The organism is Microbacterium sp. Ag1 (genome assembly GCF_001005635.1).
GTDB classification, from domain to species: domain Bacteria; phylum Actinomycetota; class Actinomycetes; order Actinomycetales; family Microbacteriaceae; genus Microbacterium; species Microbacterium oxydans.
In genome coordinates this window covers 65,899-90,888 of the sequence record NZ_LBCR01000024.1, presented here as the reverse complement: position 1 = coordinate 90,888, position 24,990 = coordinate 65,899, and the positions used below count along the sequence as shown (strand labels likewise).

20 protein-coding genes are annotated in these 24,990 nt (G+C 68.0%); 12 read left to right on the top strand and 8 right to left on the bottom strand.

Features of this window, described 5'->3' with window-relative positions:
* Positions 1-59: 59 nt before the first annotated feature.
* Together AAY78_RS03985 and AAY78_RS03980 are read left to right on the top strand one after the other, a co-directional pair.
* A complete protein-coding gene (locus tag AAY78_RS03985) occupies positions 60-2,009 on the top strand; it encodes a hypothetical protein (RefSeq protein WP_052748637.1) in 1,950 nt (649 codons plus the stop codon).
* Complete coding sequence (locus tag AAY78_RS03980; protein ID WP_046747058.1) at positions 2,006-2,929, top strand: tetratricopeptide repeat protein; 924 nt, start codon at positions 2,006-2,008, stop codon at positions 2,927-2,929. Before AAY78_RS03985 ends, AAY78_RS03980 begins: the two co-directional genes overlap by 4 nt.
* A gap of 55 nt (positions 2,930-2,984) precedes the next feature.
* Here AAY78_RS03980 and glgB read toward each other — a convergent pair whose 3' ends face one another.
* From glgB to glgX, 3 genes are all read right to left on the bottom strand, one after another.
* A complete protein-coding gene (glgB, locus tag AAY78_RS03975; RefSeq protein ID WP_046747057.1) occupies positions 2,985-5,189 on the bottom strand; it encodes a 1,4-alpha-glucan branching protein GlgB in 2,205 nt (734 codons plus the stop codon).
* Positions 5,186-7,258, bottom strand: coding sequence for an alpha-1,4-glucan--maltose-1-phosphate maltosyltransferase (locus tag AAY78_RS03970; RefSeq protein WP_231589649.1), 2,073 nt, complete (start codon positions 7,256-7,258; stop codon positions 5,186-5,188). The genes glgB and AAY78_RS03970 overlap by 4 nt, the downstream gene beginning before the upstream one ends.
* A gap of 65 nt (positions 7,259-7,323) precedes the next feature.
* The gene (gene glgX / locus AAY78_RS03965; RefSeq protein ID WP_046747056.1) at positions 7,324-9,396 is read right to left on the bottom strand and encodes a glycogen debranching protein GlgX; all 2,073 of its coding nucleotides are present in this window, start codon (positions 9,394-9,396) and stop codon (positions 7,324-7,326) included.
* Positions 9,397-9,496: 100 nt separating this feature from the next.
* On the opposite strand from glgX, the gene AAY78_RS03960 reads away from it, so the two are divergent.
* From AAY78_RS03960 to AAY78_RS03945, 4 genes are read left to right on the top strand one after another with little or no spacing between them, the layout of a single operon-like run.
* Positions 9,497-10,672, top strand: coding sequence for a cysteine desulfurase family protein (locus AAY78_RS03960; protein ID WP_046747055.1), 1,176 nt, complete (start codon positions 9,497-9,499; stop codon positions 10,670-10,672).
* 9 nt (positions 10,673-10,681) lie between these two features.
* Positions 10,682-11,779 (top strand): tRNA 2-thiouridine(34) synthase MnmA, encoded by a 1,098-nt coding sequence (mnmA, locus tag AAY78_RS03955; RefSeq protein ID WP_082108563.1) that lies wholly within the window; start codon positions 10,682-10,684, stop codon positions 11,777-11,779.
* A 38-nt stretch (positions 11,780-11,817) separates the two neighbouring features.
* Positions 11,818-14,151, top strand: a complete 2,334-nt coding sequence (ligA, locus tag AAY78_RS03950) for an NAD-dependent DNA ligase LigA (RefSeq protein WP_046747053.1) — start codon at positions 11,818-11,820, stop codon at positions 14,149-14,151.
* Positions 14,148-14,615 carry a hypothetical protein gene (locus AAY78_RS03945; RefSeq protein WP_046747052.1) on the top strand — a complete coding sequence of 156 codons (468 nt, stop codon included), beginning with the start codon at positions 14,148-14,150 and terminating at the stop codon, positions 14,613-14,615. The genes ligA and AAY78_RS03945 overlap by 4 nt, the downstream gene beginning before the upstream one ends.
* Positions 14,616-14,638: 23 nt before the next feature.
* On the opposite strand, the gene AAY78_RS03940 is transcribed toward AAY78_RS03945, so the two are convergent.
* Together AAY78_RS03940 and AAY78_RS03935 are read right to left on the bottom strand one after the other, a co-directional pair.
* Complete coding sequence (locus AAY78_RS03940; RefSeq protein WP_442922329.1) at positions 14,639-16,480, bottom strand: DEAD/DEAH box helicase; 1,842 nt, start codon at positions 16,478-16,480, stop codon at positions 14,639-14,641.
* A 47-nt stretch (positions 16,481-16,527) separates the two neighbouring features.
* On the bottom strand, positions 16,528-18,228 hold the full coding sequence (locus AAY78_RS03935; protein ID WP_046747050.1) for a long-chain-fatty-acid--CoA ligase: 1,701 nt from the start codon (positions 18,226-18,228) through the stop codon (positions 16,528-16,530).
* A 67-nt stretch (positions 18,229-18,295) separates the two neighbouring features.
* Here AAY78_RS03935 and gatC point away from each other — a divergent pair, with 67 nt between their 5' ends.
* The 6 genes from gatC to AAY78_RS03905 are packed head-to-tail and all read left to right on the top strand — an operon-like array spanning position 18,296 to position 23,847.
* Positions 18,296-18,595, top strand: coding sequence for an Asp-tRNA(Asn)/Glu-tRNA(Gln) amidotransferase subunit GatC (gatC, locus tag AAY78_RS03930; RefSeq protein WP_026049703.1), 300 nt, complete (start codon positions 18,296-18,298; stop codon positions 18,593-18,595).
* Positions 18,592-20,109: an Asp-tRNA(Asn)/Glu-tRNA(Gln) amidotransferase subunit GatA gene (gatA, locus tag AAY78_RS03925; protein WP_046747049.1), complete on the top strand. Its 1,518-nt coding sequence runs from the start codon at positions 18,592-18,594 to the stop codon at positions 20,107-20,109. Before gatC ends, gatA begins: the two co-directional genes overlap by 4 nt.
* The gene (gene gatB, locus AAY78_RS03920) at positions 20,109-21,623 is read left to right on the top strand and encodes an Asp-tRNA(Asn)/Glu-tRNA(Gln) amidotransferase subunit GatB (RefSeq protein ID WP_046747048.1); all 1,515 of its coding nucleotides are present in this window, start codon (positions 20,109-20,111) and stop codon (positions 21,621-21,623) included. Before gatA ends, gatB begins: the two co-directional genes overlap by 1 nt.
* A gap of 47 nt (positions 21,624-21,670) precedes the next feature.
* Positions 21,671-22,927, top strand: coding sequence for a DNA polymerase IV (gene dinB, locus AAY78_RS03915; protein WP_046747047.1), 1,257 nt, complete (start codon positions 21,671-21,673; stop codon positions 22,925-22,927).
* Between the two features lie 37 nt (positions 22,928-22,964).
* Complete coding sequence (locus tag AAY78_RS03910) at positions 22,965-23,282, top strand: hypothetical protein (RefSeq protein ID WP_046747046.1); 318 nt, start codon at positions 22,965-22,967, stop codon at positions 23,280-23,282.
* The gene (locus AAY78_RS03905) at positions 23,266-23,847 is read left to right on the top strand and encodes a hypothetical protein (protein WP_082108562.1); all 582 of its coding nucleotides are present in this window, start codon (positions 23,266-23,268) and stop codon (positions 23,845-23,847) included. Before AAY78_RS03910 ends, AAY78_RS03905 begins: the two co-directional genes overlap by 17 nt.
* On the opposite strand, the gene AAY78_RS03900 is transcribed toward AAY78_RS03905, so the two are convergent.
* From AAY78_RS03900 to AAY78_RS03890, 3 genes are read right to left on the bottom strand one after another with little or no spacing between them, the layout of a single operon-like run.
* The gene (locus tag AAY78_RS03900; RefSeq protein ID WP_046747045.1) at positions 23,848-24,345 is read right to left on the bottom strand and encodes a DUF2017 family protein; all 498 of its coding nucleotides are present in this window, start codon (positions 24,343-24,345) and stop codon (positions 23,848-23,850) included.
* On the bottom strand, positions 24,342-24,638 hold the full coding sequence (gene clpS / locus AAY78_RS03895) for an ATP-dependent Clp protease adapter ClpS (protein WP_046747044.1): 297 nt from the start codon (positions 24,636-24,638) through the stop codon (positions 24,342-24,344). The genes AAY78_RS03900 and clpS overlap by 4 nt, the downstream gene beginning before the upstream one ends.
* A complete protein-coding gene (locus tag AAY78_RS03890; RefSeq protein WP_046747043.1) occupies positions 24,635-24,982 on the bottom strand; it encodes a metallopeptidase family protein in 348 nt (115 codons plus the stop codon). The genes clpS and AAY78_RS03890 overlap by 4 nt, the downstream gene beginning before the upstream one ends.
* Positions 24,983-24,990 lie beyond the last annotated feature (8 nt).

Sequence of the window (24,990 nt, the reverse complement as noted above, 5' to 3'; positions counted from 1 at the left end):
TCTGAAATGTCGAGTGTTGCGTCGCGGACAGAGGTCCGTGATGCGTGAGGAGACTATTCGTGCGTTTCGTATGGGCCGTGGTGGCCTTCGTGCTGGCTGCCGTACTGATCGGTGCAGGGATTGCTCAGCGCACCATCTTCATGGGCCCCTCCACTCAGAAGACCCAGGTCGAGATCAGTGAACCGGCACCGTTCGTTCTCATCGACGGCGATGTCCTTCGAGCGAATCCCGGTGCCCAGACACTGATCGTCCGTGGGCAGGGCGAGATCTTCGGCAGCTACGGTCGCACGGCCGACATGGAGGCCTGGCTCGCGGACTCCGACTACAACCAGGTCACGATGAAGAAGGACGGCGATCTGGCCGTCAAGCACATCGCCGCCTCCGACTCCGAGGCCGACACGTCCACCGATGCTCCGAGCGACGGACAGGCCGATCCGTCAGAAGGCGCTCCGACGGGCCGTGACCCGCGCGGCTCCGACCTCTGGCTCGACTCCTTCGTCAAGGAGGATCGCCTCACCGCGGAGAACATACAGCTTCCCGAAGGCACGAGTCTGCTCGTCGCCTATGACGGGACCGCCGACGCTCCCGATGACATCGTGGTGTCCTGGCCGCTCGACAACTCGACCCCGTGGGCCGGACCGCTCATGGTCGCGGGTGGGGTCATGCTGCTGCTCGGCCTCATCCTCTACGTCCTGGCCATCCGGCATCAGCGTCGGGGCCGAGGTCCGCGTCGCAAGGGACCCGGTCCGCTACCGATCACCGAGCCCATCGACCTCGCCACGCTTCCGCCCGCGGAGCGCGCGGCGATCGAAGACAGCGAGTCCGCCACGGCGACGGCCCCCGCGGATTCGAGTCCACGGCAGGACCACGATGCGGAGGAGGCCGAGATCGTGGACGAGGGTAAAGACCCCGGCTCCAAGACATCGATGCGAGCCGCGACCGTTCGTCGTCGGCGCCGTCTTCTCGTGATCCCCGCGCTCGGACTCACAGCCATACTCGCAGCCGGTTGCTCGTCCGACTCTTGGCCGCAGCTGGGCGACGCCTCGCCGACTCCGTCGCCGAGCCCCACGGTGGTCGCACCGGAGAACCAGAAGCCGCCGGCGGTCACCGAAGCTCAGGCCAAGCGCATCCTCAAGTCTCTCGCCGGCACCGTGAGTGAGGCCGACGCAGCCCTCGATCTCGATCTGCTGGCGACGCGCTTCGAAGGACCCGCACTCGCGACCAGGACGACGGAGTACGCGTTGCGGACGAAGATCCCGGAGACGGTGCCGCCCGCCGCCATCCCGACCGACGACGTGGAGGTCGTGCTTCCCGAGGCGACCGACCAGTGGCCTCGCACCGTCCTGATGCTGTCGAAGACCGGAGACGACACCGTGCCGCCCGTCGTGCTCACGATGACGCAGGCCGACCCGTGGTCGAACTACAAGGTCTCGCACATGGCGGAGATGTCTGCGGACGCCGCCTTCCCGGAAGTCGCTGCATCCTGGCTCGGCACGTCTCTCGTGCCGTCCGACTCGGCCTTCCTCACTATCCCTCCTGCCGATCTGGCCACGACGTTCGCCGACGTCGTCGATCAGGGGGAACAGAGCGCGTCGTACGGGAAGTTCGACGATCTCGCCCTCACCTACGCGAAGTCGATCACTGACAGCCGTCAGGCCGTGGTCCAGGCGCTCGCGGACAAGGGCGCCGCCGAAACCTCGAAGGCGGCCTTCGATATGGCCGCGACGCAGGATGCCCCCATCTCGATGACGACTCTCGACAGCGGTGCCATCGTCGCCGTCACCCTCACCGATACGGAAACAGTGACGCCGACCGGCGAGGACGTCTCCATCCGCTTCGGTGACAACGCGCAGGCGAAGGCGCTCACCGACGCGACCGAGTCGGCGAAGGGCGTCGAGACGACCTACGAGTTCCAGCTGTTCTTCTCGGTCCCTGCCAAGGGATCGACGGAGCAGATCCGGCTCCTGGCAGCCCACCAGGACCTCCTGTCCGTGAAGGTGATCAAATGAGTGAGATCTCTCCCGCCGCCCTGCGTGGCGCCGTGGACCTGTCGAGCCTCCGCAACCGCCCGGCAACTCCGACCGAGGCGACCTCCGCACCGCCTGTCGCCGATGTCGTCGTCGATGCGACCGACGAGACGTTCGGACAGATCCTCGAGCTCTCGCGGACCGTCCCCGTGGTCGTCGACCTCTGGGCGGAGTGGTGTGGTCCGTGCAAGCAGCTGAGCCCGATCATCGAGAAGGTGACGCGCGAACTCGGGGGACGAGTGCTGCTCGCCAAGGTCGACGTCGATGCGAATCCCCAGCTCGCCCAGAGCTTCCGCGCGCAGTCGATCCCGATGGTGGTGGCGCTGATCGCCGGGCAGCCCGTGCCCATGTTCACGGGTGCCGTGCCCGAGCAGCAGGTGCGCGATGTGTTCGCCCAGCTGCTCCAGGTGGCGGCCCAGAACGGTGTCACCGGGTCGCTCTCGGTGTCCGAGGAGGGTGCAGAGCCGGCGCCCCCCGCAGAGCCGGAGCTTCCACCGCTGCACGCTGAGGCGTTCGCAGCGATCGAGCTCGGGGACTACGCGGCGGCCATCACGGCCTATGAGAAGGCGCTCGCGGAGAACCCCCGTGACGCGGACGCGATCGCGGGGCTCGGCCAGGTGCGCCTCCTCGGCCGCGTGCAGGGCCTCGATCTGCAGGCGGCGCGCGCTGCGGCAGCGGATGGCCCGCTCGATGTCCAGGCGCAGTTCGACGTGGCCGACCTCGATCTCGCCGGGGGACACGTGGAAGACGCCTTCGGCAGGCTGCTCGACCTGTTCGCGCAGCTCCCGGCGGATCAGCGCACTCCGGTGAGGGAGCGTCTTGTCGAGCTCTTCGGTCTCATCGGCGCGGAGGATCCGCGAGTGGTGTCGGCGCGCAACCGACTGTCGTCGCTGCTCTTCTAGGGGGACGTTCTCCGGTACCGTTCTCGGCCCTGGCGCGCGTACGCGCCAGGGCGTCTCAGCCGTGGTTGACGGTCGGCACGTGTGGGTCGGACTGGTACCGCAGCCACAGAGTGGACAGCGCAGGCAGCGTCAGGCTCGCGCCAGGAGCGCCGCCTTCTGCCGGCTTCGCGTACACCAGGCCGAGGTTCCCCGATCCGCGGCCCCCGTAGTCGGCGGCATCCGTGTTGAGCACCTCCTGCCACACGCCCTCGCGGGGCAGGTTGAGCTGGTAGCCCGTGCGTTCCACGCCGGCGAAGTTGCTGACGACGACCAGGCGCCCCCCGTGGGCGTCACGTCGTTCGAAGGCGATCACCGTGGGATCCCAGCTCGGCGCTCCGAGACGGCTGAACGACGAGCCGTCGTTGTCACGCTCCCACAGCGGCGCCTGCGCCCGGTAGGAGCGGTTCATCGCCCCGACGAAGTCCTGCAGCTGCGCGTGTGAGGGCTGGTCGAGAAGCCACCAGTCCAGCTCCCGACCCTCCGACCACTCGGCGAGCTGACCGAATTCCTGCCCCATGAAGAGCAGCTTCTTGCCGGGATGACCCCACATGTAGGCGAGATACGCGCGGACGTTCGCGAGCTTGTGCCAGTGATCGCCCGGCATCTTGGCGAGCAGACTGCCCTTGCCGTGCACGACTTCGTCGTGACTGATGGGAAGCAGGTAGTTCTCTCCGAAGGCGTACACGAAGGAGAAGGTCATCTCGCCTTCATGGTGACCGCGGTACATCGGGTCGCGGGCGATGTACTGGAGCGAGTCGTTCATCCACCCCATGTTCCATTTGAAGCCGAACCCCAGACCCGCGTGATCGGTCGGAGCAGTGACCCCGGGGAAGCTGGTCGACTCCTCCGCGATCATCAGGATTCCCGGGTGTAGCCGGTACGAGGTGGCGTTGACCTCCTGCAGGAAGCGGATCGCCTCGAGGTTCTCGCGTCCGCCGTGGATGTTCGGCTCCCATTGGCCGGGTTCGCGCGAGTAGTCGAGATAGAGCATGGAGGCGACCGCGTCAACGCGAAGGCCGTCGACGTGGAACTCCTCGAGCCAGTAGAGCGCGTTGGCGACGAGGAATCCCCGTACCTCCGGCCTGCCGTAGTCGAAGATCAGCGTCCCCCAGTCCTGGTGCTCTCCCCGTCGCGGATCGGGGTGCTCGTAGAGCGGCTGTCCGTCGAAGCGGGCGAGGGCGAAGGCGTCCTTGGGGAAGTGACCAGGCACCCAGTCCATGATGACGCCGATGCCTGCCTGGTGCAGCCGGTCGATGAGGTAGCGGAGGTCGTCGGGGCTGCCGAAACGACTGGTCGGGGCGTAGTACCCGCTCACCTGGTATCCCCAGGATCCGCCGAAGGGGTGCTCCGCGAGCGGCATGAACTCGACATGGGTGAATCCCGCGTCCGTCACGTGCTGGATGAGCGGATCCGCGATCTCGCGATAGCCAAGTCCACCTCGCCACGATCCGACGTGGACCTCGTAGACCGACAGCGGTTGCGCGACGGCATGGGTGGCCGCCCTCCTGGTCATCCAGGCGCCATCGGACCAGGAGTGGGAGGAGGTGGTCACGACGGACGCTGTGTCCGGCGGCACCTCCGCCGCGAGCGCCATCGGATCGGCCTTGAGGATCCACGCGCCGTCGCGGGTACGGATCTGATACTTGTACTTGGTGCCGATCGGGATCCCGGGGACGAAGAGCTCCCAGACGCCGCTGACTCCCATCGAGCGCATGGCGTGCGACTCGCCGTTCCAGCCGTTGTGGTCACCGACCACGCGCACGGCTGAGGCATTCGGGGCCCAGACGGCGAATGAGACGCCGATCTCTCCGTCGAAGGTGCGCACGTGTGCTCCCAGCACCTCCCAGAGACGTTCGTGACGCCCCTCGGCGATGAGGTGGAGGTCGAGGTCGCCCAGAGTCGGGGGATGGCGGTAGGGGTCGCCGACGACCGTCTCCTCGTGATCGCCGTACCGCGTCGCGATCCGATACGGGAGTGGAGGGCCGTCGTGCTGAGCTTCCCAGATGCCGTGCGCCACATGGGAGAGTTCGAGCCTGCTCCCGTCGGCGAACACGGCAGCGACCGCACCCGCGAGGGGGCGTCTCGCCCGGATGACGGTGACGGTGCGATCAGCGGCATCCTTGTGCGCGTGCGCTCCGAGAACCGCGTGCGGATCGTGATGCGTGGCCGCTGAGATCGCCTCCCACTCGGTGGATGCCGCGACGTCTTCGGTGTAGCTCATGATCGCTCCCTCACCTTCAGGATGTGCACCGGCTCGGCGAACGCGTCGAGTCGTACGTAGTTGTGGTCGCTCCAGGTCCAGATCGCTCCGGTGAGGAGATCCTCCACCTCGAAGGCTTCCCCCAGCGGGATTCCCCATTGCGTCGTGTCGAGGTGCACGGTCGTCTCGCGTACCGAGTGCGGATCGACGTTGGCGACCACGATGATGGTGTCCGAGCGTCCGGTACCGGTGAACTCGGCAGCAAGGTGCTTGCTGTAGACGAGGACGGCATCGTCGTCGCTCCAGTGCACTCGGAAGTTGCGAAGCTGCTGCAGCGCCGGGTGTGCCTCCCGGATAGCGTTGAGTCTGCGCAGGAGGGGAGCGAGCGATTCACCTCTGGCTTCGGCTCCCGCCCAGTCGCGGAACTTGAACTCGTACTTCTCGTTGTCGATGTTCTCTTCCGAGCCGGGCCTGGCGACGTTCTCGAACAGCTCGTATCCGGCGTACACGCCGTAGACGGGGCCGGCCGTCGCCGCGATGCAGGCCCGGATACGGTAGGCCGCCCTGCCGCCGAACTGCAGGTACTCGGTGAGGATGTCATGCGTGTTCACGAACAGGTTCGGGCGCATGTAGTCGGAGGTCTCCTGCGACACCGACGTCAGGAACTCCTCGAGCTCCGCCTTCGTGTTGCGCCACGTGAAGTAGCTGTAGCTCTGCTGGAAGCCCACGGCGGCGAGCGCGCGCATGACCGCCGGGCGTGTGAACGCCTCAGCCAGGAAGATGACGTCGGGGTCGGCCGCATTCACCTCGGCGATGAGCCACTCCCAGAACTGGAGCGGCTTGGTGTGCGGGTTGTCGACGCGGAAGATCTTCACGCCCTGCGCAACCCAGTGCTGCACGACGCGCAGCATCTCGGTGTAGATGCCCGCGGGATCATTGTCGAAGTTGAGCGGATAGATGTCCTGGTACTTCTTCGGCGGGTTCTCGGCGTAGGCGATCGTCCCGTCGGGGAGGGTCGTGAACCACTCAGGATGCTCCTGCACCCACGGGTGGTCGGGAGAGGCTTGCAGCGCGAGGTCGAGAGCGACTTCCAGGCCCTCCTTCCGGGCTGCACGCACGAAGGCGCGGAAATCCTGGGCCGAGCCGAGGTCCGGATGGATGGCGTCGTGTCCGCCCTCCGCTGCGCCGATCGCGTACGGGGAGCCCGGGTCTCCCGGTTCGGCCGTGAGGGTGTTGTTGCGGCCCTTGCGGTTGGTCGTGCCGATCGGATGGATGGGGACCAGGTAGACGACGTCGAACCCCATGGCTGCGACCTCGGGCAGCCGTCGTGTCGCCGTACGGAACGTACCGCTCCTGACCGTGCCGTCCTTGAGGCGTCTGGCGCCCTCGGAGCGCGGGAAGAACTCGTACCAGGCGCCGACACCCGCGGCGCGCCGGTCGACGTCCAGCATCTGGGGGAGTGTGACGGAGCGCAGCGACGTGACAGGACGCTCTCGGAAGATCTGTGCGAGCTCTGCATCCGTCGAAAGGGCGATGGTCGTCGCGGCATCTCCGTTGCGGAGCGAGAGGGCATCAGCGGCCAGTCGTCTCCGCTGCGCTGCAGGACGATCCTTCTCGGCGGCGGCGGTGGTGAGGAGATCGGCGCCGAGCGCCGCCATGACCGGGACGTCGACGCCGGCCGCCACCTTCAGCGCGGCGGCGTGGGCCCAGGTCGCGAAGTCGTCGGAGAAGGCTTCGAACCGGTAGCTCCAGGAGCCCTGCTCGTCGAGCGCGATCTCCGCCACCCACGTGTCGGTGCCGTCATCGCGCGGCGTGAGGCGATGCAGGCTCTCTTCGCCGGAGGGCGATGTGAGGCGGACATGCACGCCGATGATGTCGTGCCCCTCTCGGAACGCGACCACCCGGAACGGGACGACCTCGCCGACGAAGGCCTTCGGAGTGAACCCGCCAGGGACGATGGGCGCAGGCTCGAGGAGCGGGATACGCGTCGTCCGCAACGAGCCGGGAGCATCTGCTCCGTCCGCGGCGCGCGCCGGGATCTGAGCGGGGCTCCGAAGAGCCGAGGACCGAGTACCAGCACGAGCAGCCACCTCCCGAATGTACCGCGCGGACGTGGCGGCGGGTAGCGCGCAGGATGGTGCGTCGGCCGCCGGACTCATTCCACGCGGAAAAGCCTCATCGACGTGCCGGACACCGGAAGGACATCGCCGGGTGCGAAGACCTCGGCGTCGTCAGAGGGACGTTCCTGCGCGCTCGACCACAGCGAGACGAAGCGCGTCGCTCCATCGATCTCCTCGGGGAGACGGACATCCACGGGGGACTCGGTTCCGTGCACGATGAGCAGGATGCGGTTGTGCGCCTCGGTATCAGGCGTGGAGGCGGCGACGTACTGCAGCGTTCTGTTGCCGGGGTCGGCCCATTGCTCCTGTTCCATCGTCTCGCCGTTCTGGTCGTACCAGTCCATCACCGAGGCATTGGGAATGTGCTCGCCGAGTCGCGCGTAGCGGCTGGGGCGCAGTGCGGGGTTCTCCTGACGAAGGCGGATCAGGCGCGAGACGTGGGCGCGCAGGTCCTCTTGCCACGGCTCGAACTCCCAGCCGAGCCAGGTGAGCACGGAGTCCTGAGCGTAGGCGTTGTTGTTGCCTCGCTGGGTGCGGCCCACTTCATCGCCGGCAGTGAGCATCGGGATACCTGCAGAGAGCAGAAGGGTCCCCAAGAGGTTCCGCATCGCCTTGCGGCGGGCGGCGAGGATCGCCGGGTCGTCGGTGGGGCCCTCGACGCCGTGGTTGAAGGCGCGGTTCATATCGGCGCCGTCGCGGTTGTGCTCGCCGTTCGCCTCGTTGTGCTTCACGTCGTAGGAGACGAGATCATGCAGGGTGAATCCATCGTGGGCGGTCACGAAGTTCACGCTGGCGAGCGGGCCGCGGTCTTCGCTGAACGTGTTGGAGGATCCGGCGAGGCGGGTCGCGAACCCGCCGATGCCGACCGGGGCGGACGCGCGGCGCGCGTAGTCGATGTCACTCAACCAGAAGTTGCGCACCCTGTCGCGATAGCGGTCGTTCCATTCATGCCAGCCGGCGGGAAAGTTCCCCGTCTGCCAGCCACCGAGGCCCACATCCCAGGGTTCGGCGATGAGCTTGGCGTCTGCGAGGACGGGATCATCCGCGATGGCGGCGAGGAGCGGGTGCTCCGGCGAGTAGGCGTGCGTCTCGTCTCGCGCGATGGCGGTGGCGAGGTCGAAGCGGAACCCGTCGATCTGCATCTCCTGCGCCCAGTAGCGCAGCGAGTCCAGCACGAGTCTCGCGCCCGCAGCGGTCGATGTGTTGAGGGTGTTGCCGCAGCCCGTGGTGTCGATGTAGATCCCGGACTCGTCCTGACGGTAGTAGCTCGCGTTGTCGATGCCCCGCAGGCTCGATCTGGGGCCGCCGATACCCTCCTCCGAGGTGTGGTTGTACACGACGTCGAGGATCACTTCGAGCCCCGCCTCGTGCAGCAGCCGCACCATGCCCTTGAACTCGGCCAGTACGGCTTCGGGGCCCGCCTTCCGAGCCTCCTCCGTCGCGTAGGCGGTGTGCGGAGTGAAGAAGTTCAGAGTGTTGTAGCCCCAGTAGTTCGTGAGTCCGCGTTCGAGGAGTCGTGGTTCCGGCACGAAGGCGTGCACAGGCAGCAGCTCGATCGAAGTGATGCCCAGCTCGTGGAAGTACTCGATCATCGCGGGGTGCGCGAGACCGGCGTAGGTGCCGTGCAGCGCGGGTGGGACGTCCGGGTGACGCTTCGTGAGCCCCTTGACGTGACCTTCGTAGATCACGGTACGGTCCAGGGGCACGCGCGGCTTCTGCGAGTCGCCCCAGTCGAAACCGTCGACGATGACGACCGAGCGCCATTCCTCGTACCGGTCTCCTTGAGCGAGGCCGCGAGCGTAGGGGTCCAGCAGCAGGGTCTCCGGGTTGAAGGTGTTGCCCGGGCCGTGTGGGCCGCTGACGCGGATCGCGTAGCGAACCCCCGGCTGGAGCATCTCCGTCGTGACTTCCCAGATCCCCCCTGGCAGCCGCTCGAGCGCCACTTGATCGGTCGCCCAGTCGAGATCGGTCGCGTCGAAGACGACCAGTTCGACGGATGAGGCGTTCTGCGACCAGACACGCAGTGTGCCGACACCGTCGTGCAGACGGACGCCGAGGTTGTCGAGGACGGGGCCGCCGGGCGCAGTGAGGTCTCGGGACGCGGGCATGAGTACACATTAGGCGTGATGTGTTGCCGTCTCATGACAAGGAGGACCCGGTCCCAGGCGCGAAGGCCCTCTCCCGACGGTTTCGCGAGAGAATCGAAGGATGCGGCACTATCTCGACCACGCGGCGACCACGCCCCTGCGCCCCGAAGCGCGTGAGGCGTGGCTGGCAGCGTCGGAGACGGTGGGCAACGCCTCCTCGACTCATGGCGCCGGCCAGGACGCACGGCGGCTTCTCGAGGAGTCCCGTGAGCGCGTGGCGGCGGTGCTAGAGGCCGACCCGATCGAGATCGTGTTCACCTCAGGCGGCACCGAATCGATCAACCTGGCGTTGCAGGGTTTGTGGCGCGCCCGGCCCACGGGGACGTCGGCGATCGTGATGCCCGACGCCGAGCACCACGCGACCACGGACACCGTTGCAGCGCTCCTCGATGAGGGGGCGGAGGTACGACAGGTGCCGGTCTCGCCCTCGGCGCGCATCGTCCCGGAGCGCTTCGCCGAGGCTCTTCCCGGAGCTGCCCTCGCCACGGCGCTGGTGGCGAACAACGAGGCCGGGACGATCAACGACGCACGGTCGCTTGCGGCAGGGTCCGCCGGCGCCGGAGTTCCCCTCCACCTCGACGCGGTCGCTGCGCTCGGCCACGTGCCCTTGTCGTTCCGAGGCCTTCGAGGAGAGGCGGACAGCGGGGTCGGGCTCGTCGCGATGAGCCTCGCCGGTCACAAGATCGGCGCACCGGTGGGGGTCGGGGTGCTCGTCACCGCCCGCTCCGCCCGGCTCACGGCGTTGCTACGCGGGGGAGCCCAGCAACGAGGCCTGCGCGCCGGCACACAGGATATCGCCGGAGCCGCCGCCCTCGCCGTGGCTCTCGAACTCGCGGAGCATGAACGACAGGGCGAGGCTGCGCGTCTCAGTGCGCTGCGCGACCGCCTCGTGGCCGGGATCGTTGCCGCGGTGCCGACGGCCGAGCTCCTGGGCGACCCGACCGACCGTCTTCCCGGCAACGCGCACATGCTGTTCCCGGGTGCGGTGGGGGAGAGCCTGCTGTTCCTGCTCGACGTCGCAGGGGTGGCGGCGTCGACGGGATCAGCCTGCCAGGCGGGCGTGGCCGAACCTTCGCATGTCGTGATGGCGATGGGACGCCCGGAGCGGGACGCCCGCAGCGTGCTGCGCTTCTCGCTCGGGCGGACATCGACCGAGAGCGATGTCGATGCCGTGCTCGGTGCGATCGCCGAGGCGTACACGCGCGCATCCGGCGCCGGCACAGCCGCACGCTCGTAGACTGGTCGTATGCGGATCCTTGCGGCGATGAGCGGTGGAGTCGACTCCGCTGTCGCGGCAGCCAGGGCCGTGGAGGCGGGGCACGACGTGGTCGGCGTGCATCTCGCGCTCTCCCGGGCGGGCGGAACACTGCGCACCGGCAGTCGAGGATGCTGCACGATCGAGGATGCCCTCGACGCGCGTCGTGCAGCCGACGTGCTCGGCATCCCGTTCTACGTCTGGGATTTCTCCGAGCGGTTCCGAGACGATGTGATCGAGGACTTCATCTCGGAGTACCAGGCAGGCCGCACCCCGAATCCCTGCATGCGCTGCAACGAGAAGATCAAGTTCGCCGCCCTTCTGGAGCGTGCGATCGAGTTGGGCTTCGACGCGGTGTGCACGGGGCATTACGCCACTCTGGTCGACGGCGAGGACGGCCTCGAGCTGCACCGGGCGTCGGACAACGCCAAGGACCAGTCCTATGTGCTCGGCGTCCTCACGGCCGAACAGCTGGCGCACACCTACTTCCCGCTCGGCACGACGCCCACGAAGGCCATCGTCCGCGCAGAGGCCGAAGCACGCGGCCTGAGCGTCGCGCAGAAGCCGGACAGCCACGACATCTGCTTCATTCCCGATGGGGACACGCGCGGCTGGCTCGCCGAGAAGGTCGGCACGGCCACCGGCGAGATCGTCGATCGTGCGGGCGAGGTCGTCGGATCGCACGAGGGCGCGCATGCCTTCACCGTCGGACAGCGACGCGGGCTCAAGCTCGGCGTTCCCGCGGCAGACGGCAAGCCGCGCTTCGTCCTCGAGGTGCGACCGGTCTCGAACACGGTGGTCGTCGGCCCCAAGGAGGCCCTCGCGATCGCCGAGATCGCCGGAGAGCGGTTCAGCTGGGCCGGTGCCGCACCCACGGAGTCCTCGTTCGAGTGCCACGTGCAGATCCGAGCGCACGCCGAGCCGGTCCCTGCGAGGGCCGAGATCTCCGAAGGCGGCGTGCGCGTGACGCCCCAGGTCGCGTTGGACGGCGTCGCACCGGGACAGACCGCCGTGCTCTACATCGGGACGCGGGTGCTCGGACAGTTCACGATCGACACCACGGTGTCCGCGGTCCCTGTCGGCGCGTAGCCTCCTCCGGTGTCCGCACCCGCTCGTAGACTGACGGCGTGCCGGAGAACATCTCGTTGGAAGACGCCCGAACCGAAGCCGAGGAGCTGACCACGCGCATCCTCGATGCGAAGGAGGCCTACTACGGCCGCGACACCTCGATCGTCGACGATTCCACCTACGACGGCTGGATGCGCCGACTCGAAGAGCTCGAGCGTCTGCATCCCGAGTTGCAGGGGCAGGACTCGCCCACACAGATGGTGGGGGCGGCTGAGGCGACGGGTCTCGCGACCATCGAGCACGCGGAGCGCATGCTCAGCCTCGACAACGTCTTCTCCATCGATGAGCTGCGGGAATGGGCCGCGAAGACGAAGGCCGCCGCCGGACGCGATGTCGCCTGGCTCACCGAGCTGAAGATCGACGGCCTCGCCATCAATCTCCGCTATGAGAAAGGCGTGCTCACTTCTGCTGCGACCAGGGGCGACGGACGCGTGGGGGAGATCGTCACGGAGAACGCGCTTCGGCTGCCCGAGATCCCGTATCGACTGAGCGGTGAGGGCCACCCGGCCATCGTGGAGGTGCGCGGGGAGGTCTTCATCCCCGTCGCCGCGTTCGAACGGCTCAACGCGGCCCAGGCGGCGTTCCGCGATCGCGCCTACGCCGATGCGCTCGAGCGCTGGGAGGCGCGGGGCGGAGCGAAGAAGCCCTTCGACGAGGAGAAGGCTCGCACCGCCGCCGCGCGCCGATTCCCCGCGTTCGCAAATCCCCGCAACGCGGCGAGCGGCGGCCTGCGTCAGCAGATCGACAAGAAGAACGGCCTCGAACTCGAAGCCGGCCTGCTGCGCATCGAGTCGCTCGCGCTCTACGTGCACGGCGTCGGCGCATGGTCGAACCCTCCCGTCGCGGCGCAGAGCGAGGTCTACGATCTGCTGGCCGAGTGGGGGCTGCCGACGAGCCCGCACACCAGGGTGTGCCACACGATCGATGAGGTTGTCACGTTCGTGGAGTACTTCGGCGAACACCGCCACGATATCGAGCACGAGCTCGACGGCATCGTGGTGAAGGTCGACGAGCTCGAGCTTCATGACGAGCTCGGCGCGACCAGCCGGGCTCCGCGCTGGGCGATCGCGTACAAGTATCCGCCGGAAGAGGTGCAGACGAAGCTCCTCGACATCGTGGTGTCGGTCGGCCGCACCGGCCGCGCGACGCCCTTCGCGGTGATGGCTCCTGCGCAGGTCGCGGGGTCCGTCGTCCGGCAGGCGACTCTGCACAACAAGGACGTCGTGAAGGCGAAGGGCGTGCTGATCGGAGACACCGTCGTGCTGCGCAAAGCCGGCGACGTCATCCCCGAGGTCCTCGGTCCGGTCGTCGAGAAGCGCGACGGCACGGAACGCGAGTTCGTGATGCCCCTGGAGTGCCCGGAGTGCGGCACTCCGCTTCGGGCGATGAAGGAGGGCGACATCGATCTGCGGTGTCCGAACGCGCGTTCGTGTCCGGCGCAGGTGCGCGGACGTGTCGAGCACATCGGCTCCCGCGGTGCCCTCGATGTCGAGGCCCTCGGCGAGGTCACCGCCGCCGCTCTGACACAGCCGACGTCTCCCGCGGTGCCGCCGCTCGAGACCGAGGCAGGCCTCTTCGCCCTCACGCTCGACCAGCTCGTCCCCATCGAGCTGGTGGTCCGCGATGCGGAGACGGGGCTTCCCAAGGAGGACGAGGACGGGATCGTCAAGAGGCGCGCCCCGTTCCGACGGAACCCGACTGCGGCCGAGAAGAAGTCCGGCCTCGAGGGTCCGCAGCCCTCGTCCCAGGCGCTCACTCTTCTCGCCGAGCTCGAGAAGGCGAAGAAGAAGGACCTGTGGCGTCTGCTCGTGTCCTTGAACATCCGCCACGTCGGACCTGTCGCTGCGAGGGCGCTCGCGCAGTGGTTCGGCTCACTCGACGCGATCCGCACGGCTACGCGCGACGAGCTGGCTGCCGTGGAGGGCGTGGGCGGCATCATCGCCGACTCGCTCCTCGCCTGGTTCGAGGTCGACTGGCACAAAGAGATCGTGGAGCAGTGGGCGGATGCGGGGGTGCAGTGGAAGACACCAGGTCACCCCGGTCCCGGCGCTGCCGTCGCCGCAGGGGGAGTGCTCGAAGGACTGACGGTGGTCGCCACCGGCTCGCTCGACGGCTACACGCGTGAGGGTGCGCAGGAAGCCATCATCAACGCGGGAGGAAAGGCGGCGTCGAGCGTGTCGAAGAAGACGGACTTCGTGGCCGCCGGCCCCGGCGCGGGGTCCAAGCTCGCCAAGGCGGAGGAGCTCGGTCTCCGGATCCTCGACGCGGCGCAGTTCCACATCCTGGTGACGGAGGGGCCGGACGCGCTCCCTCCCGCGGGCGAAGGGGCGTGAGACGCTTCGGTCCGCTGATCGTCGTCCCCGAGGCGTTGGCTGTCGGTGATCCCGGTCGGAACCACCTGCGGCTGATGCCCGAGGCCGTGATCATCCGCGACGGAGTCGAGAATCGCGGAATAGTGCCGTGGACGGGACTCGAGCAGATCGAACTCGACGTTCCGACGACGAACTTCCGCCTCCCCGGTCTCACGGGCACTGTGCTGCTCGGAGCGTTGACCGCCCTGATGCTGAGCGATCCCGGGATCGATCCCGATGACGGTTCCGCGAAGCTCGTCGTCGAAGGGGAGACGCGCACCGTCCCGCTGAGCCGTCATCACGTCGGAGGTTACTGGACCCCGACCGTCACGGGAGCGCACCGACTGATCGCTCACCTGATCTCGCACCCGGAGCAACGGGCCCTTCTGGCACATCCAGAGCCGCTGATCGCCGTCGCCGCACGGCTCGCGCGCGGAAGCGACTAGACACCGCCGCGCGCGACCCGCCGTCAGCTCTTGTGGCGCGGCTTGCGGAAGGGCTTCTCGTCCCGGCTTTCGCGCGCAGGGCGCTCGTCACGGTCACGACGATCGAAACGGTCACCGCGACCGCCGGAGGGACGATCCTCGCGAGGGCCGCTACGTCGAGCGCCAGGACCGCGGTCGGGCTTGATCTCGATGAGGCGGCCCGAGATGCGGGTGTCGCGGAGCTTGTCGAGCACGGCGGGATCCATGTTCGACGGGAGCTCGACGGTCGAGAAGTCGGGGCGGATGTTGATCGCCCCGAAGTCGTCACGGCCCAGGCCGCCCTCGTTGGCGAGGGCGCCGACGATCTGGCGCGGCTCGACACGGTGACGCCTGCCGACCTCGATGCGATAGGCGGTGTAGTCGCCACGGCTGCGGCGTTCGCCCCGAGGCTCGCGCGCGTCACGAGCGGGGCGCTCCCGCTGCGGCCGATTGTCCGCCTCGACGGCCCTGGTGAGCGCATCGTTGGCGGGATCGAGGAGCAGAGGCTTGTCTCCCTGCGCGACCACGGCCAGCGCCGCGGCGACGTCGCTCTCCGGCACATCATGATGACGGACGTAGTGCGCGATGATGTCGCGGAACGCGTCGATGCGCCCGGTCTCCGAGAGAGCGGCGGTGATGGCATCGTCGAACCGGGTCAACCGGGTGGTGTTCACGTCCTCCGTGCTCGGCAGCTGCATCTGAGTGGGCTGCTGTCGGGTCGCCTTCTCGATGTGCTTGAGCAGGTAGCGCTCGCGCGGGGTGATGAAGCTGATCGCGTCGCCCGTTCGTCCCGCGCGCCCGGTGCGACCGATGCGGTGCACGTAGGACTCGGTGTCCGTGGGGATGTCGAAGTTCACGACGTGGCTGATGCGCTCGACGTCGAGCCCGCGCGCGGCCACGTCGGTCGCGACGAGGATGTCGAGCTTTCCGTCCTTGAGCTGGTTGACGCTGCGCTCGCGCTGCACCTGAGGCACGTCGCCGTTGATGGCTGCGGCTGAGTAGCCGCGGGCGCGGAGCTTCTCGGCGAGCGTCTCGGTCTCGTTCTTGGTGCGGACGAAGACGATCATGCCGTCGAAGTTCTCGACTTCGAGGATGCGGGTCAGCGCGTCGACCTTCTGCGCGTACGAGACCACGAGGTACCGCTGAGTGATGTTCGTGCCCGTCGCGGTCTTCGACTTGATGCTGATCTCTTCCGGCTCGCGCAGGTACTTCTGCGCGAGGCGGCGGATCTGCGGCGGCATCGTGGCGGAGAACAGCGCGACCTGCTTCTCCTCGGGTGTCTGCGCGAGGATCTGCTCCACATCCTCCGCGAAGCCCATCTTCAGCATCTCGTCGGCCTCGTCGAGCACGAGGTACTGCAGCTGCGACAGGTCGAGTGTGCCCTTGGCGAGGTGATCCATGATGCGGCCCGGTGTCCCGACGATGACATGCACCCCGCGGCGCAGAGCCGAGAGCTGCACGCCGTAGCCCTGTCCGCCGTAGACGGGGAGGACGTGAACACCCTTCATCTTGGACGCGTACGACTCGAACGCCTCGCACACCTGGAGGGCGAGCTCACGGGTCGGAGCCAGCACGAGCGCCTGCGGCGTCTTCTGCGCGACATCGAGACGCTCGAGCACGGGCAGCGCGAATGCCGCGGTCTTGCCGGTTCCGGTCTGCGCCATGCCGACGACGTCGCGCCCGGCGAGGAGGGTAGGGATAGTGGCCGCCTGGATGGGCGACGGGGTCTCGTAGCCGAGGTCCTTGATGGCTTTGAGGACGGGCCCGGTGATTCCGAGTTCCTCGAATCCGGGGGTCGCGGGGGAGTCCTCGGGGGCGTCGGTCAGCACTGCATCTTCAGGGGTCACTTCCCAAGGGTAGCGCGCCGAACGTCTCGCCGCCTGTGAGGGCGTCCTCAGGAGCCGGTGTTCAGGGCGACCAGCTTCTCCTTGACCTGCCGACGGAGCACCTTGCCGATGAGCGACTTCGGGAGTTCGTCGACCACGAAGATCCTCCTGGGGACCTTGTAGGGCGTCAGGATGCTGCGCGCGAACTCGCGGATGGCCTCCACGTCGACCTCGGTCTCCGGATCGACGACGATCGCGGCCACGACCTCCTCGCCCGAGTGCTCGCTCGGAAGTCCGATGACCGCAGCGTCGACCACCTGCGGGTGCTGGCGCAGCGCATTCTCGACCTCGGTGGGGGCGACGTTGAAGCCGCCGGTGATGATGAGCTCCTTGATGCGGTCGACGATGCGCACGAAGCCGGCTTCGTCGATCGTGACGATGTCGCCCGTGCGGTACCACCCGTCGACGAACACGGCCTCCGTCTCCTCCGGCTTGCCGTAGTACCCGGAGAAGACCTGCGGTCCGCGAACCACGAGTTCTCCCGCCGCTCCTGCAGGCACGTCCTCCGTGGGGTTCTCCGGGTCGACCACCCGGCATTCGGTTCCGGGCAGCGGAAGTCCGACGGTGCCGGACACGCGGTTGTCGGCGACGGGGTTCGCCATGAGTACGGGCGAGCACTCGCTCAGGCCGTAGCCCTCGACGAGGTAGCCGTTGGTCGCCTCCTCGAAGGGCACCACCAGCTCGTGGGGCAGTGCCATGGCCCCGGAGATCGCGACCTCGATGCCGTCGAGCGACACACCCTTGGCCTTGGCAGCGCTCAGAAGGCGGTCGGCGATCGGTGGCACGAGCGGGAGGAACGTCGCGGGATGCTTCTTCACGACGTCGAGAACCAGATCGGGGTCGAACTTCGGGAAGAGCACGAGTCGCGCGCCCATCGACATCGCGAACGTCAGACAGAGCGTGAGGCCGTATGCGTGGAACATCGGCAGCACCGCGTACACGACGCATCCCTTGCCGCGCTGGATCGACGGCACCCAGGCCTGCGACTGCGCAGCATTGGCGAGGAGGTTGCGGTGCGTGAGCGCGGCACCCTTCGGCGTCCCGGTGGTGCCTGAGGTGTACTGGATGATCGCCAGGTCGTCGGCTGCGGGCGTCGGGTGCGACGACGGAATCGGGTCTGTGGCGATCAGCGAGTCCCAGAGCACCGTGCCGCGGACCTTCTCGGTGAGCGCTGCGCGGGACTCCCTGGCCTTGGCGACGGGCAGACGCAGGGCAAAGCGGGTGAGGAAGGGCATCGCGCGGGTCACGTCGACGGAGACGAGGTTCGTCACCGCCAGGTCGGCGGGGAACTCCTGCACCGTGGAGACGACCTTGTTCCACACGATCGCATGCTTCGCGCCGTGGTCCTCGAACTGCTTGCGGAGCTCGCGCGGCGTGTACAGCGGGTTGTGCTCGACCACGACCGCGCCGAGTCGGAGCACCGCGTAGAACGCCACGATGTGCTGCGGACAGTTGGGGAGCACGATGGCCACCGGGTCGCCGGCGCGGACGCCCAGGTCTCGCAGGCCCGTCGCCGCCCGGTCGATGGCGGCCTGCAGCTCGGCGTACGTCGTCTCGCGGCCGAAGAACTGCAGGGCGGGGGCATCCGGATAGTCGCGTGCCGAGGCGGCGACGATGTCGACGAGCGATCCGTCGACGGGAGGCAGGTCTTCCGGGACGCCCGCGGCGTAGCTGGCGGTCCACGGGCGCGGGGGCTGGAACGTGCTCACCCGCCCAGCATATGTCGACGGCCGTGCAGGGAAGAGGAGTGACGGGTGCTCCAACTAGACTGGGGGAGTGTCTGAAATCACCCCTGAACTCGTGCGCCACCTCGGTGTGCTCGCACGCATCCAGCTGAACGACGACGAGGTGTCGCGGCTCACGGGCCAGCTCGACGCGATCGTCGACAACATCGCCAAGGTGTCGGAGGTCGCGACCGCCGACGTGGCAGCGACGAGCCACCCCATCCCGTTGAGCAACGTCTTCCGCCCCGACGTGGTCGGGCAGACGCTCACGCACGAGCAGGTGCTTCAGAACGCCCCGGATGCCGCCGACGGCCGATTCCGTGTGACCGCGATCCTGGGAGAAGAGCAGTGACCGACATCATCCGTCTGGACGCGGCGGATCTGGCCGCGAAGCTCGCTTCCGGCGAGATCTCCAGTGTCGAGGCCACCCGCGCTCATCTCGACCGCATCGCCGCGGTGGACGGCGACGTCCACGCGTTCCTGCACGTCAACGAAGGGGCGATCGAGGCGGCTGCAGCCATCGATGCCCGTCGTGCGGCGGGTGAAGAGCTGGGCCCGCTCGCGGGAGTCCCTCTCGCGATCAAGGACGTCCTCGTCACGACGGACCAGCCCACCACGAGTGGCTCGCGCATCCTGGAGGGCTACCGTTCGCCGTATGACGCGACGGTGGTCGCACGCTCTCGCGCCGCGGGACTGATCCCGCTCGGCAAGACCAACATGGACGAGTTCGCGATGGGGTCGTCCACCGAGCACTCGGCATACGGCCCCACGCACAACCCCTGGGACCTCGATCGCATCCCGGGCGGTTCCGGTGGTGGCTCGGCCGCGGCCGTCGCCGCGTTCGAAGCGCCGCTCGCGCTCGGTTCCGACACGGGCGGCTCGATCCGTCAGCCCGCGCACGTGACCGGCACGGTCGGCGTCAAGCCCACCTACGGCGGTGTGAGCCGCTACGGCGCGATCGCCCTCGCCTCGAGCCTCGACCAGGTCGGCCCGGTCTCCCGCACCGTGCTCGACTCCGGACTGCTGCACGACGCGATCGGCGGCCACGATCCCAAGGACTCGACCTCCCTGCGCGATGCGTGGCCCTCGTTCGCCGAGGCTGCCCGTGAGGGCGCGCGCGGTGACGTGCTCAAGGGGCTAAAGGTCGGCGTGATCCGCGAGCTTCCCGACAGCGGCTTCCAGCCCGGCGTCGCCGCGTCCTTCCGCAGCGCGCTCGCGCTGATGGAGGCCCAGGGCGCGGAGATCGTCGAGATCGGCGCGCCGCACTTCGAGTACGGCGTCGCCGCCTACTACTTGATCCTCCCGGCGGAGGCGTCGAGCAACCTCGCGAAGTTCGACTCGGTCCGTTTCGGCCTGCGGGTGACCCCCGACGGCAACCCGACGGTCGAGGACGTCATGTCCGCGACGCGCGATGCCGGATTCGGCGACGAGGTCAAGCGCCGGATCATCCTCGGCACGTACGCGCTCTCGGCGGGTTACTACGATGCCTACTACGGCAGCGCCCAGAAGGTTCGCACGCTCATCCAGCAGGACTTCGCGAACGCGTTCGCCGAGGTCGACGTGATCGCGACGCCCTCCGCGCCGACCACGGCGTTCAAGCTCGGCGAGAAGATCGACGACCCGCTGCAGATGTACCTCAACGACATCACCACCATCCCGGTGAACCTGGCCGGTGTCCCGGGGATCTCCATCCCCAGTGGTCTGTCAGACGAAGACGGCCTCCCCGTGGGCATCCAGTTCATCGCTCCGGCGCGCGAGGATGCTCGTCTCTACAAGGTCGGCGCAGCGCTCGAGACGCTCCTCGTCGATTCGTGGGGTGCGCCGTTGCTCACCCGTGCACCGCAGCTCGCAGGAGGGAAGCGCTGATGGCCGCCGCCAAGCTCATGGACTTCGACAAGGCGCTCGAGCTGTTCGAGCCGGTCCTCGGATTCGAGGTGCACGTCGAGCTGAACACCAACACCAAGATGTTCTCTGATGCACCGAACCCGGCGAACGAGGCCTTCCATGCCGCCGAGCCGAACACGCTCATCGCGCCGGTCGACCTCGGGCTCCCGGGCTCGCTTCCGGTCGTGAACGAGACGGCAATCCGCTCCTCGATCAGTCTCGGTCTGGCTCTCGGCTGCTCGATCGCCGAATCGAGCCGGTTCGCGCGGAAGAACTACTTCTACCCCGACCTGGGCAAGAACTACCAGATCTCGCAGTACGACGAGCCGATCGCGTACGAGGGTTCGGTGGAGGTCGAGCTCGAGGACGGGACGCTCATCACGATCCCCATCGAGCGCGCGCACATGGAAGAGGACGCCGGGAAGCTGACCCACATGGGCGGTGCGACCGGGCGCATCCAGGGCGCCGAGTACTCGCTCGTCGACTACAACCGCGCCGGCGTGCCCCTGGTCGAGATCGTGACGAAGACGATCTTCGGCACCGACCACCGTGCGCCGGAGGTCGCGAAGGCCTATGTGCAGGCCATCCGCGACATCGTGCGGGGACTCGGTATCTCCGAAGCGCGTCTGGAGCGCGGCAACCTGCGCTGCGACGCCAACGTCTCCCTGCGTCCGCGCGGACAGGAGAAGCTCGGCACCCGCACCGAGACGAAGAACGTCAACTCGATGCGCTCCGTCGAGCGGGCCGTGCGATACGAGATCCAGCGTCAGGCGCAGATCCTCGCGGACGGCGGCACCATCACGCAGGAGACCCGGCACTGGCACGAGGACACCGGCACGACCTCGCCGGGACGGCCCAAGTCGGATGCCGACGATTACCGCTACTTCCCGGAACCGGATCTGCTGCCCGTGGAGCCGTCAGCCGAGCTGGTCGAGGAACTGCGCGAGGCGCTTCCGGAGCAGCCGGTGGCTCGCCGCCGCCGCCTCATGACCGAATGGGGATTCACCGACCTGGAGTTCCAGGATGTCCGCAACGGCGGTCTGCTCGAGGTCGTAGAGGCGACCATCGCCGCCGGGGCGACCCCCGCGACCGCGCGCAAGTGGTGGACCGGTGAGATCACCCGTATCGCGAACTCCCAGGAGAAGGACGCGACCGAGCTGATCAGCCCGGAGAGCGTGGCTGCTCTGCAGCAGCTCGTCGATGCGGGAACCCTGACCGACAAGCTCGCGCGTCAGGTGCTCGAGGGCGTCATCGCCGGGGAGGGTTCGCCGCAGGAAGTGGTCGACTCGCGTGGGCTCGCGGTCGTCTCCGACGACGGAGCGCTGATCGCCGCCATCGATGAGGCCCTCGCAGCGCAGCCCGATGTGATGGCCAAGATCAAGGACGGCAAGGTGCAGGCCGCCGGCGCCGTGATCGGGGCCGTCATGAAGGCGATGAAGGGCCAGGCGGACGCCGCCCGTGTCCGTGAGCTCATTCTCGAGCGCGCTGCGCAGTAGCGCGCCGTCCCGGGCCTCGTGTCGGAGGCCCGGGGGAGAATGGTCGTATGGGACACGGTGACGGACGGGGGCGGATCGTATCCGCCCCCGACGCCGACGACTCCGGCACGCGGATTCTCCATGTCGACATGGACGCGTTCTACGCCGCCGTGGAGGTGCTCGACGATCCTTCCCTCCGCGGATTGCCTCTGATCATCGGAGCTCCCGATGGGCGTTCCGTGGTGTCGAGCGCATCGTACGAGGCGAGACGCTACGGCGTCCGGGCGGCGATGCCGGTGTCGCAGGCCCTTCGACTGTGCCCGACCGCGCGCATCGTCCCGCCGCACTTCCACCGCTACCAGGAGGTCTCCCAGCAGGTCATGGCGATCTTCGAGTCGTTCACCCCGCTGGTCGAGCCGCTGTCCGTCGATGAGGCGTTCCTCGATGTGCAGGGTGTGCGTCGACTCTGGGGGAGCCCTGCACGCATCGCCGACCTCATCCGACAACGAGTCCTCGACGAGGTGGGAATCACCTGCAGCGTGGGAGTGGCGGCGACCAAGCACGTCGCGAAGATGGCCTCGACGATCGCCAAGCCCGACGGGATGCTCGTGGTCGCTGCGAGGGACACCCTCGACTTCCTGGCGCCGAGATCGGTCCGGGCCATGTGGGGCGTCGGTCCGAAAGCCGCGGAGGCTCTGGAGGCGCGTGGTATCCGCACGGTGCAGGACGTCCGCGATGCGCGCCCCGGAATGGTCGAACGCGCCGTGGGCACGGCTCTCAGCATGCGTCTCGGAGAACTCGCGCGGGGGGAAGACCCGCGGGCGGTGCACACGGAGCGGGTGGAGAAGAGCATCGGCCACGAGGAGACGTTCGACCACGACATCCTCGACCGTCCGTTCTTGCGAGCCGAACTGCTGCGGCTGGCCGACCGGGTCGCGGCTCGGCTCCGGCGCGCGGAGTGGGAGACCTCGACCGTCGCCGTCAAGATCCGCTTCGACGACTTCCGCACGGTGAACCGCTCCCAGACCTTGAGCGAACCCACCGCGGTGGGGCAACGCATCGGCGAGGCCGCGCAGTCGCTGTTCGAGCTGATCGATCGGCGAGACCCCGTCCGGCTCGTCGGTGTTCGCGCCGAGAACCTGCGTCCTGCCGGCGGCGGGGGTCTGGCTCTCTGGGACGAAGATGAGGACTGGCGCAAAGTCGAGGGGGCCGTCGACGAGGCCGTCGCTCGGTTCGGCACGGCGACGATCAGTCGTGCGCGGCACATAGGTCGCGGCGACGGTCGGGGAGCCGCTCAGCATCCGAAGGCCCACGGCGTGGATTGATCACGCACCGGTGCGGTTCCTGGGCTAGCGTGGGGGGATGCCGAACATTGCACTGGAACTCGGAAAGCAGGCTGCGTCCTTCGGAGTGAAGAGCGCATACGGAGAACCACAGGACGTCGGTGGGGTGAGCATCACCCCGGTGGCGTTCACGTACTCCGGATTCGGCGGCGGCAGCGGAGACGGCGGCGAGGGTGGCGGTGGCGGTGGCGTCTCGGTCCCGGTCGGCGTGTACGTGCGTCGCGAGGAGGGTCTGCGCTTCGAGCCCAACATCATCACGCTGCTCGTGGTCGCTGTCCCCTTCGTCTGGGTCGCCGGACGGGCGCTCACTCGCATCATCCGTGCCCTCAAGAAGTGACGATCCGGTCGCGGCTGCACTGGAGCACGCCGCGGCGCTGATCGAGCAGGACGTCCGTGCCGTGGCCGCGGCGAATCCGGTCGTCCTCATCGACGGCGGCAGCGGGGCCGGCAAGTCCTCTCTCGCGGCATTGCTGGTGAGACGTTGGCCCGTGGTCGGGCACGTGCAGCTCATCGCCCTGGATTCCCTCTATCCGGGCTGGGACGGACTCGACGGCGGCGCGGAGCGCGCCCGCGAGTGGATCCTCGGTCCGCACGGGCGCGGCTACATCGGCATCTGGCGCCGCTGGGATTGGGAAGAGCAGTCCGAGGCGGAGAGTCATGCCGTCGACCCCTCCCTCGGAGTGATCGTCGAGGGGAGCGGCATCCTTCGCCCCTCCACGGCGGGTCTCGCCGACGTCAGAATCTGGGTGGAGTCGGCCGAAGCCTCGCGGAAGGCGCGCGCCCTCGCTCGCGACGGGGACACCTATCGCCCGCACTGGGACCGCTGGGCCGCGCAGGAACGCCGTCACATCGAGCGGGATGATCCTCGCTCCCTGGCGACGCGTATCGTCGAGGTTCCCTGACTACGCGCCCGACTCGGCTTCGTCTGCTGCCTGGATGAGAAGCTCCAGACGATAGCCCAGCCAGTCGTACACGTCGTGACGGCTGTCCGACATCGCGTGCTCGTCCGTCGTGATCCCCAGACGATCAGCGATCACGAGCCGGAGGGCCGTCACGGTGCGGAGCCACGATTCCAGATCGCCCAGGGTGATGGAGAGGTCACGAGTGCGAACCGCGTCTGCATCCGTGAGGCCCGCATTGGGGGCAGAGACGTCTTCAAGCGCAGCACGCATGCGACGCGCGTCCGCGAGGCGCCGATCGAGCAGATCCTTCCGCGTGCTCCCGGCGAAATCGGCAGCGGCGTCGGGGTCATCGGGATACGGGTTGGGCGTCAGGCGGTCGACGGCCGGGTCCTCGCCGTTCCGCGATTCACCGATGAGCTCGATGAAGTCGTCGAGCAGCATCGCCAGGTGATGCTCCTCGATGGCGCTGATCGTGACGGTGATGCGGTCTGAAGTCATGGGGAGGCCCTTCTGACCGTCGCCCAGAGGCCGTAGTCGTGCATCGCCTGCGCGTGGACCTCCATGGTCTCCCGGGGACCCGTGGCCACGATCGCGTGCCCGTCGTTGTGCACCGCGAGCATGAGCGCTGTCGCGTGGTCGAGCGAGTAGCCGAAGTATTTCCGGAAGACGCGGACGACGTAGCTCATGAGGTTCACCGGATCATTCCAGACGACGACCTGCCACGGCTCCAGAGGTGCGGCACTGAGTTCGATCGTCTCCTCGAGATCGGGGACTGCCGTGGGCATCGTCATGCCCAGCCCAACTCGTGCAGCTGCGCATCATCGATCCCGTAGAAGTGAGCGATCTCATGCACCAACGTCGTGTGGATCTCGTCGCGGAGTTCTTGCTCCGTCTCGCACTGCGCAAGATGCGGTTCGCGGTAGACGACGATGCGATCGGGGAGTTCGCCCATCCCGTACTGCGTCCGCTCCGTCAGCGCCAGTCCGTCATAGAGACCGAGCAGATCGAGGCTGCCGTCCTCCGGGCGGTCCTCCACCACGAACACCACGTTGTCGAGCCCTTCGACCATGTCGTCGGGGAGCAGATCGAGCTCGTCGATCACGAGCTCTTCGAAGGCGGCCGCATCCATGTCCATCCCCTCCA

What these genes read in the sequence shown, in the direction of transcription:
- AAY78_RS03960 (WP_046747055.1), top strand. Translation starts at nt 9,497, where the DNA reads ATGCGGCACTATCTCGACCACGCGGCGACCACGCCCCTGCGCCCCGAA.
- clpS (WP_046747044.1), bottom strand. Translation starts at nt 24,638, where the DNA reads ATGACGATGCCCACGGCAGTCCCCGATCTCGAGGAGACGATCGAACTC.
- AAY78_RS03890 (WP_046747043.1), bottom strand. Translation starts at nt 24,982, where the DNA reads ATGGACATGGATGCGGCCGCCTTCGAAGAGCTCGTGATCGACGAGCTC.
- gatB (WP_046747048.1), top strand. Translation starts at nt 20,109, where the DNA reads ATGGCCGCCGCCAAGCTCATGGACTTCGACAAGGCGCTCGAGCTGTTC.
- AAY78_RS03910 (WP_046747046.1), top strand. Translation starts at nt 22,965, where the DNA reads ATGCCGAACATTGCACTGGAACTCGGAAAGCAGGCTGCGTCCTTCGGA.
- dinB (WP_046747047.1), top strand. Translation starts at nt 21,671, where the DNA reads ATGGGACACGGTGACGGACGGGGGCGGATCGTATCCGCCCCCGACGCC.
- mnmA (WP_082108563.1), top strand. Translation starts at nt 10,682, where the DNA reads ATGCGGATCCTTGCGGCGATGAGCGGTGGAGTCGACTCCGCTGTCGCG.
- glgX (WP_046747056.1), bottom strand. Translation starts at nt 9,396, where the DNA reads ATGCCCGCGTCCCGAGACCTCACTGCGCCCGGCGGCCCCGTCCTCGAC.
- AAY78_RS03900 (WP_046747045.1), bottom strand. Translation starts at nt 24,345, where the DNA reads ATGACTTCAGACCGCATCACCGTCACGATCAGCGCCATCGAGGAGCAT.
- glgB (WP_046747057.1), bottom strand. Translation starts at nt 5,189, where the DNA reads ATGAGCTACACCGAAGACGTCGCGGCATCCACCGAGTGGGAGGCGATC.
- AAY78_RS03980 (WP_046747058.1), top strand. Translation starts at nt 2,006, where the DNA reads ATGAGTGAGATCTCTCCCGCCGCCCTGCGTGGCGCCGTGGACCTGTCG.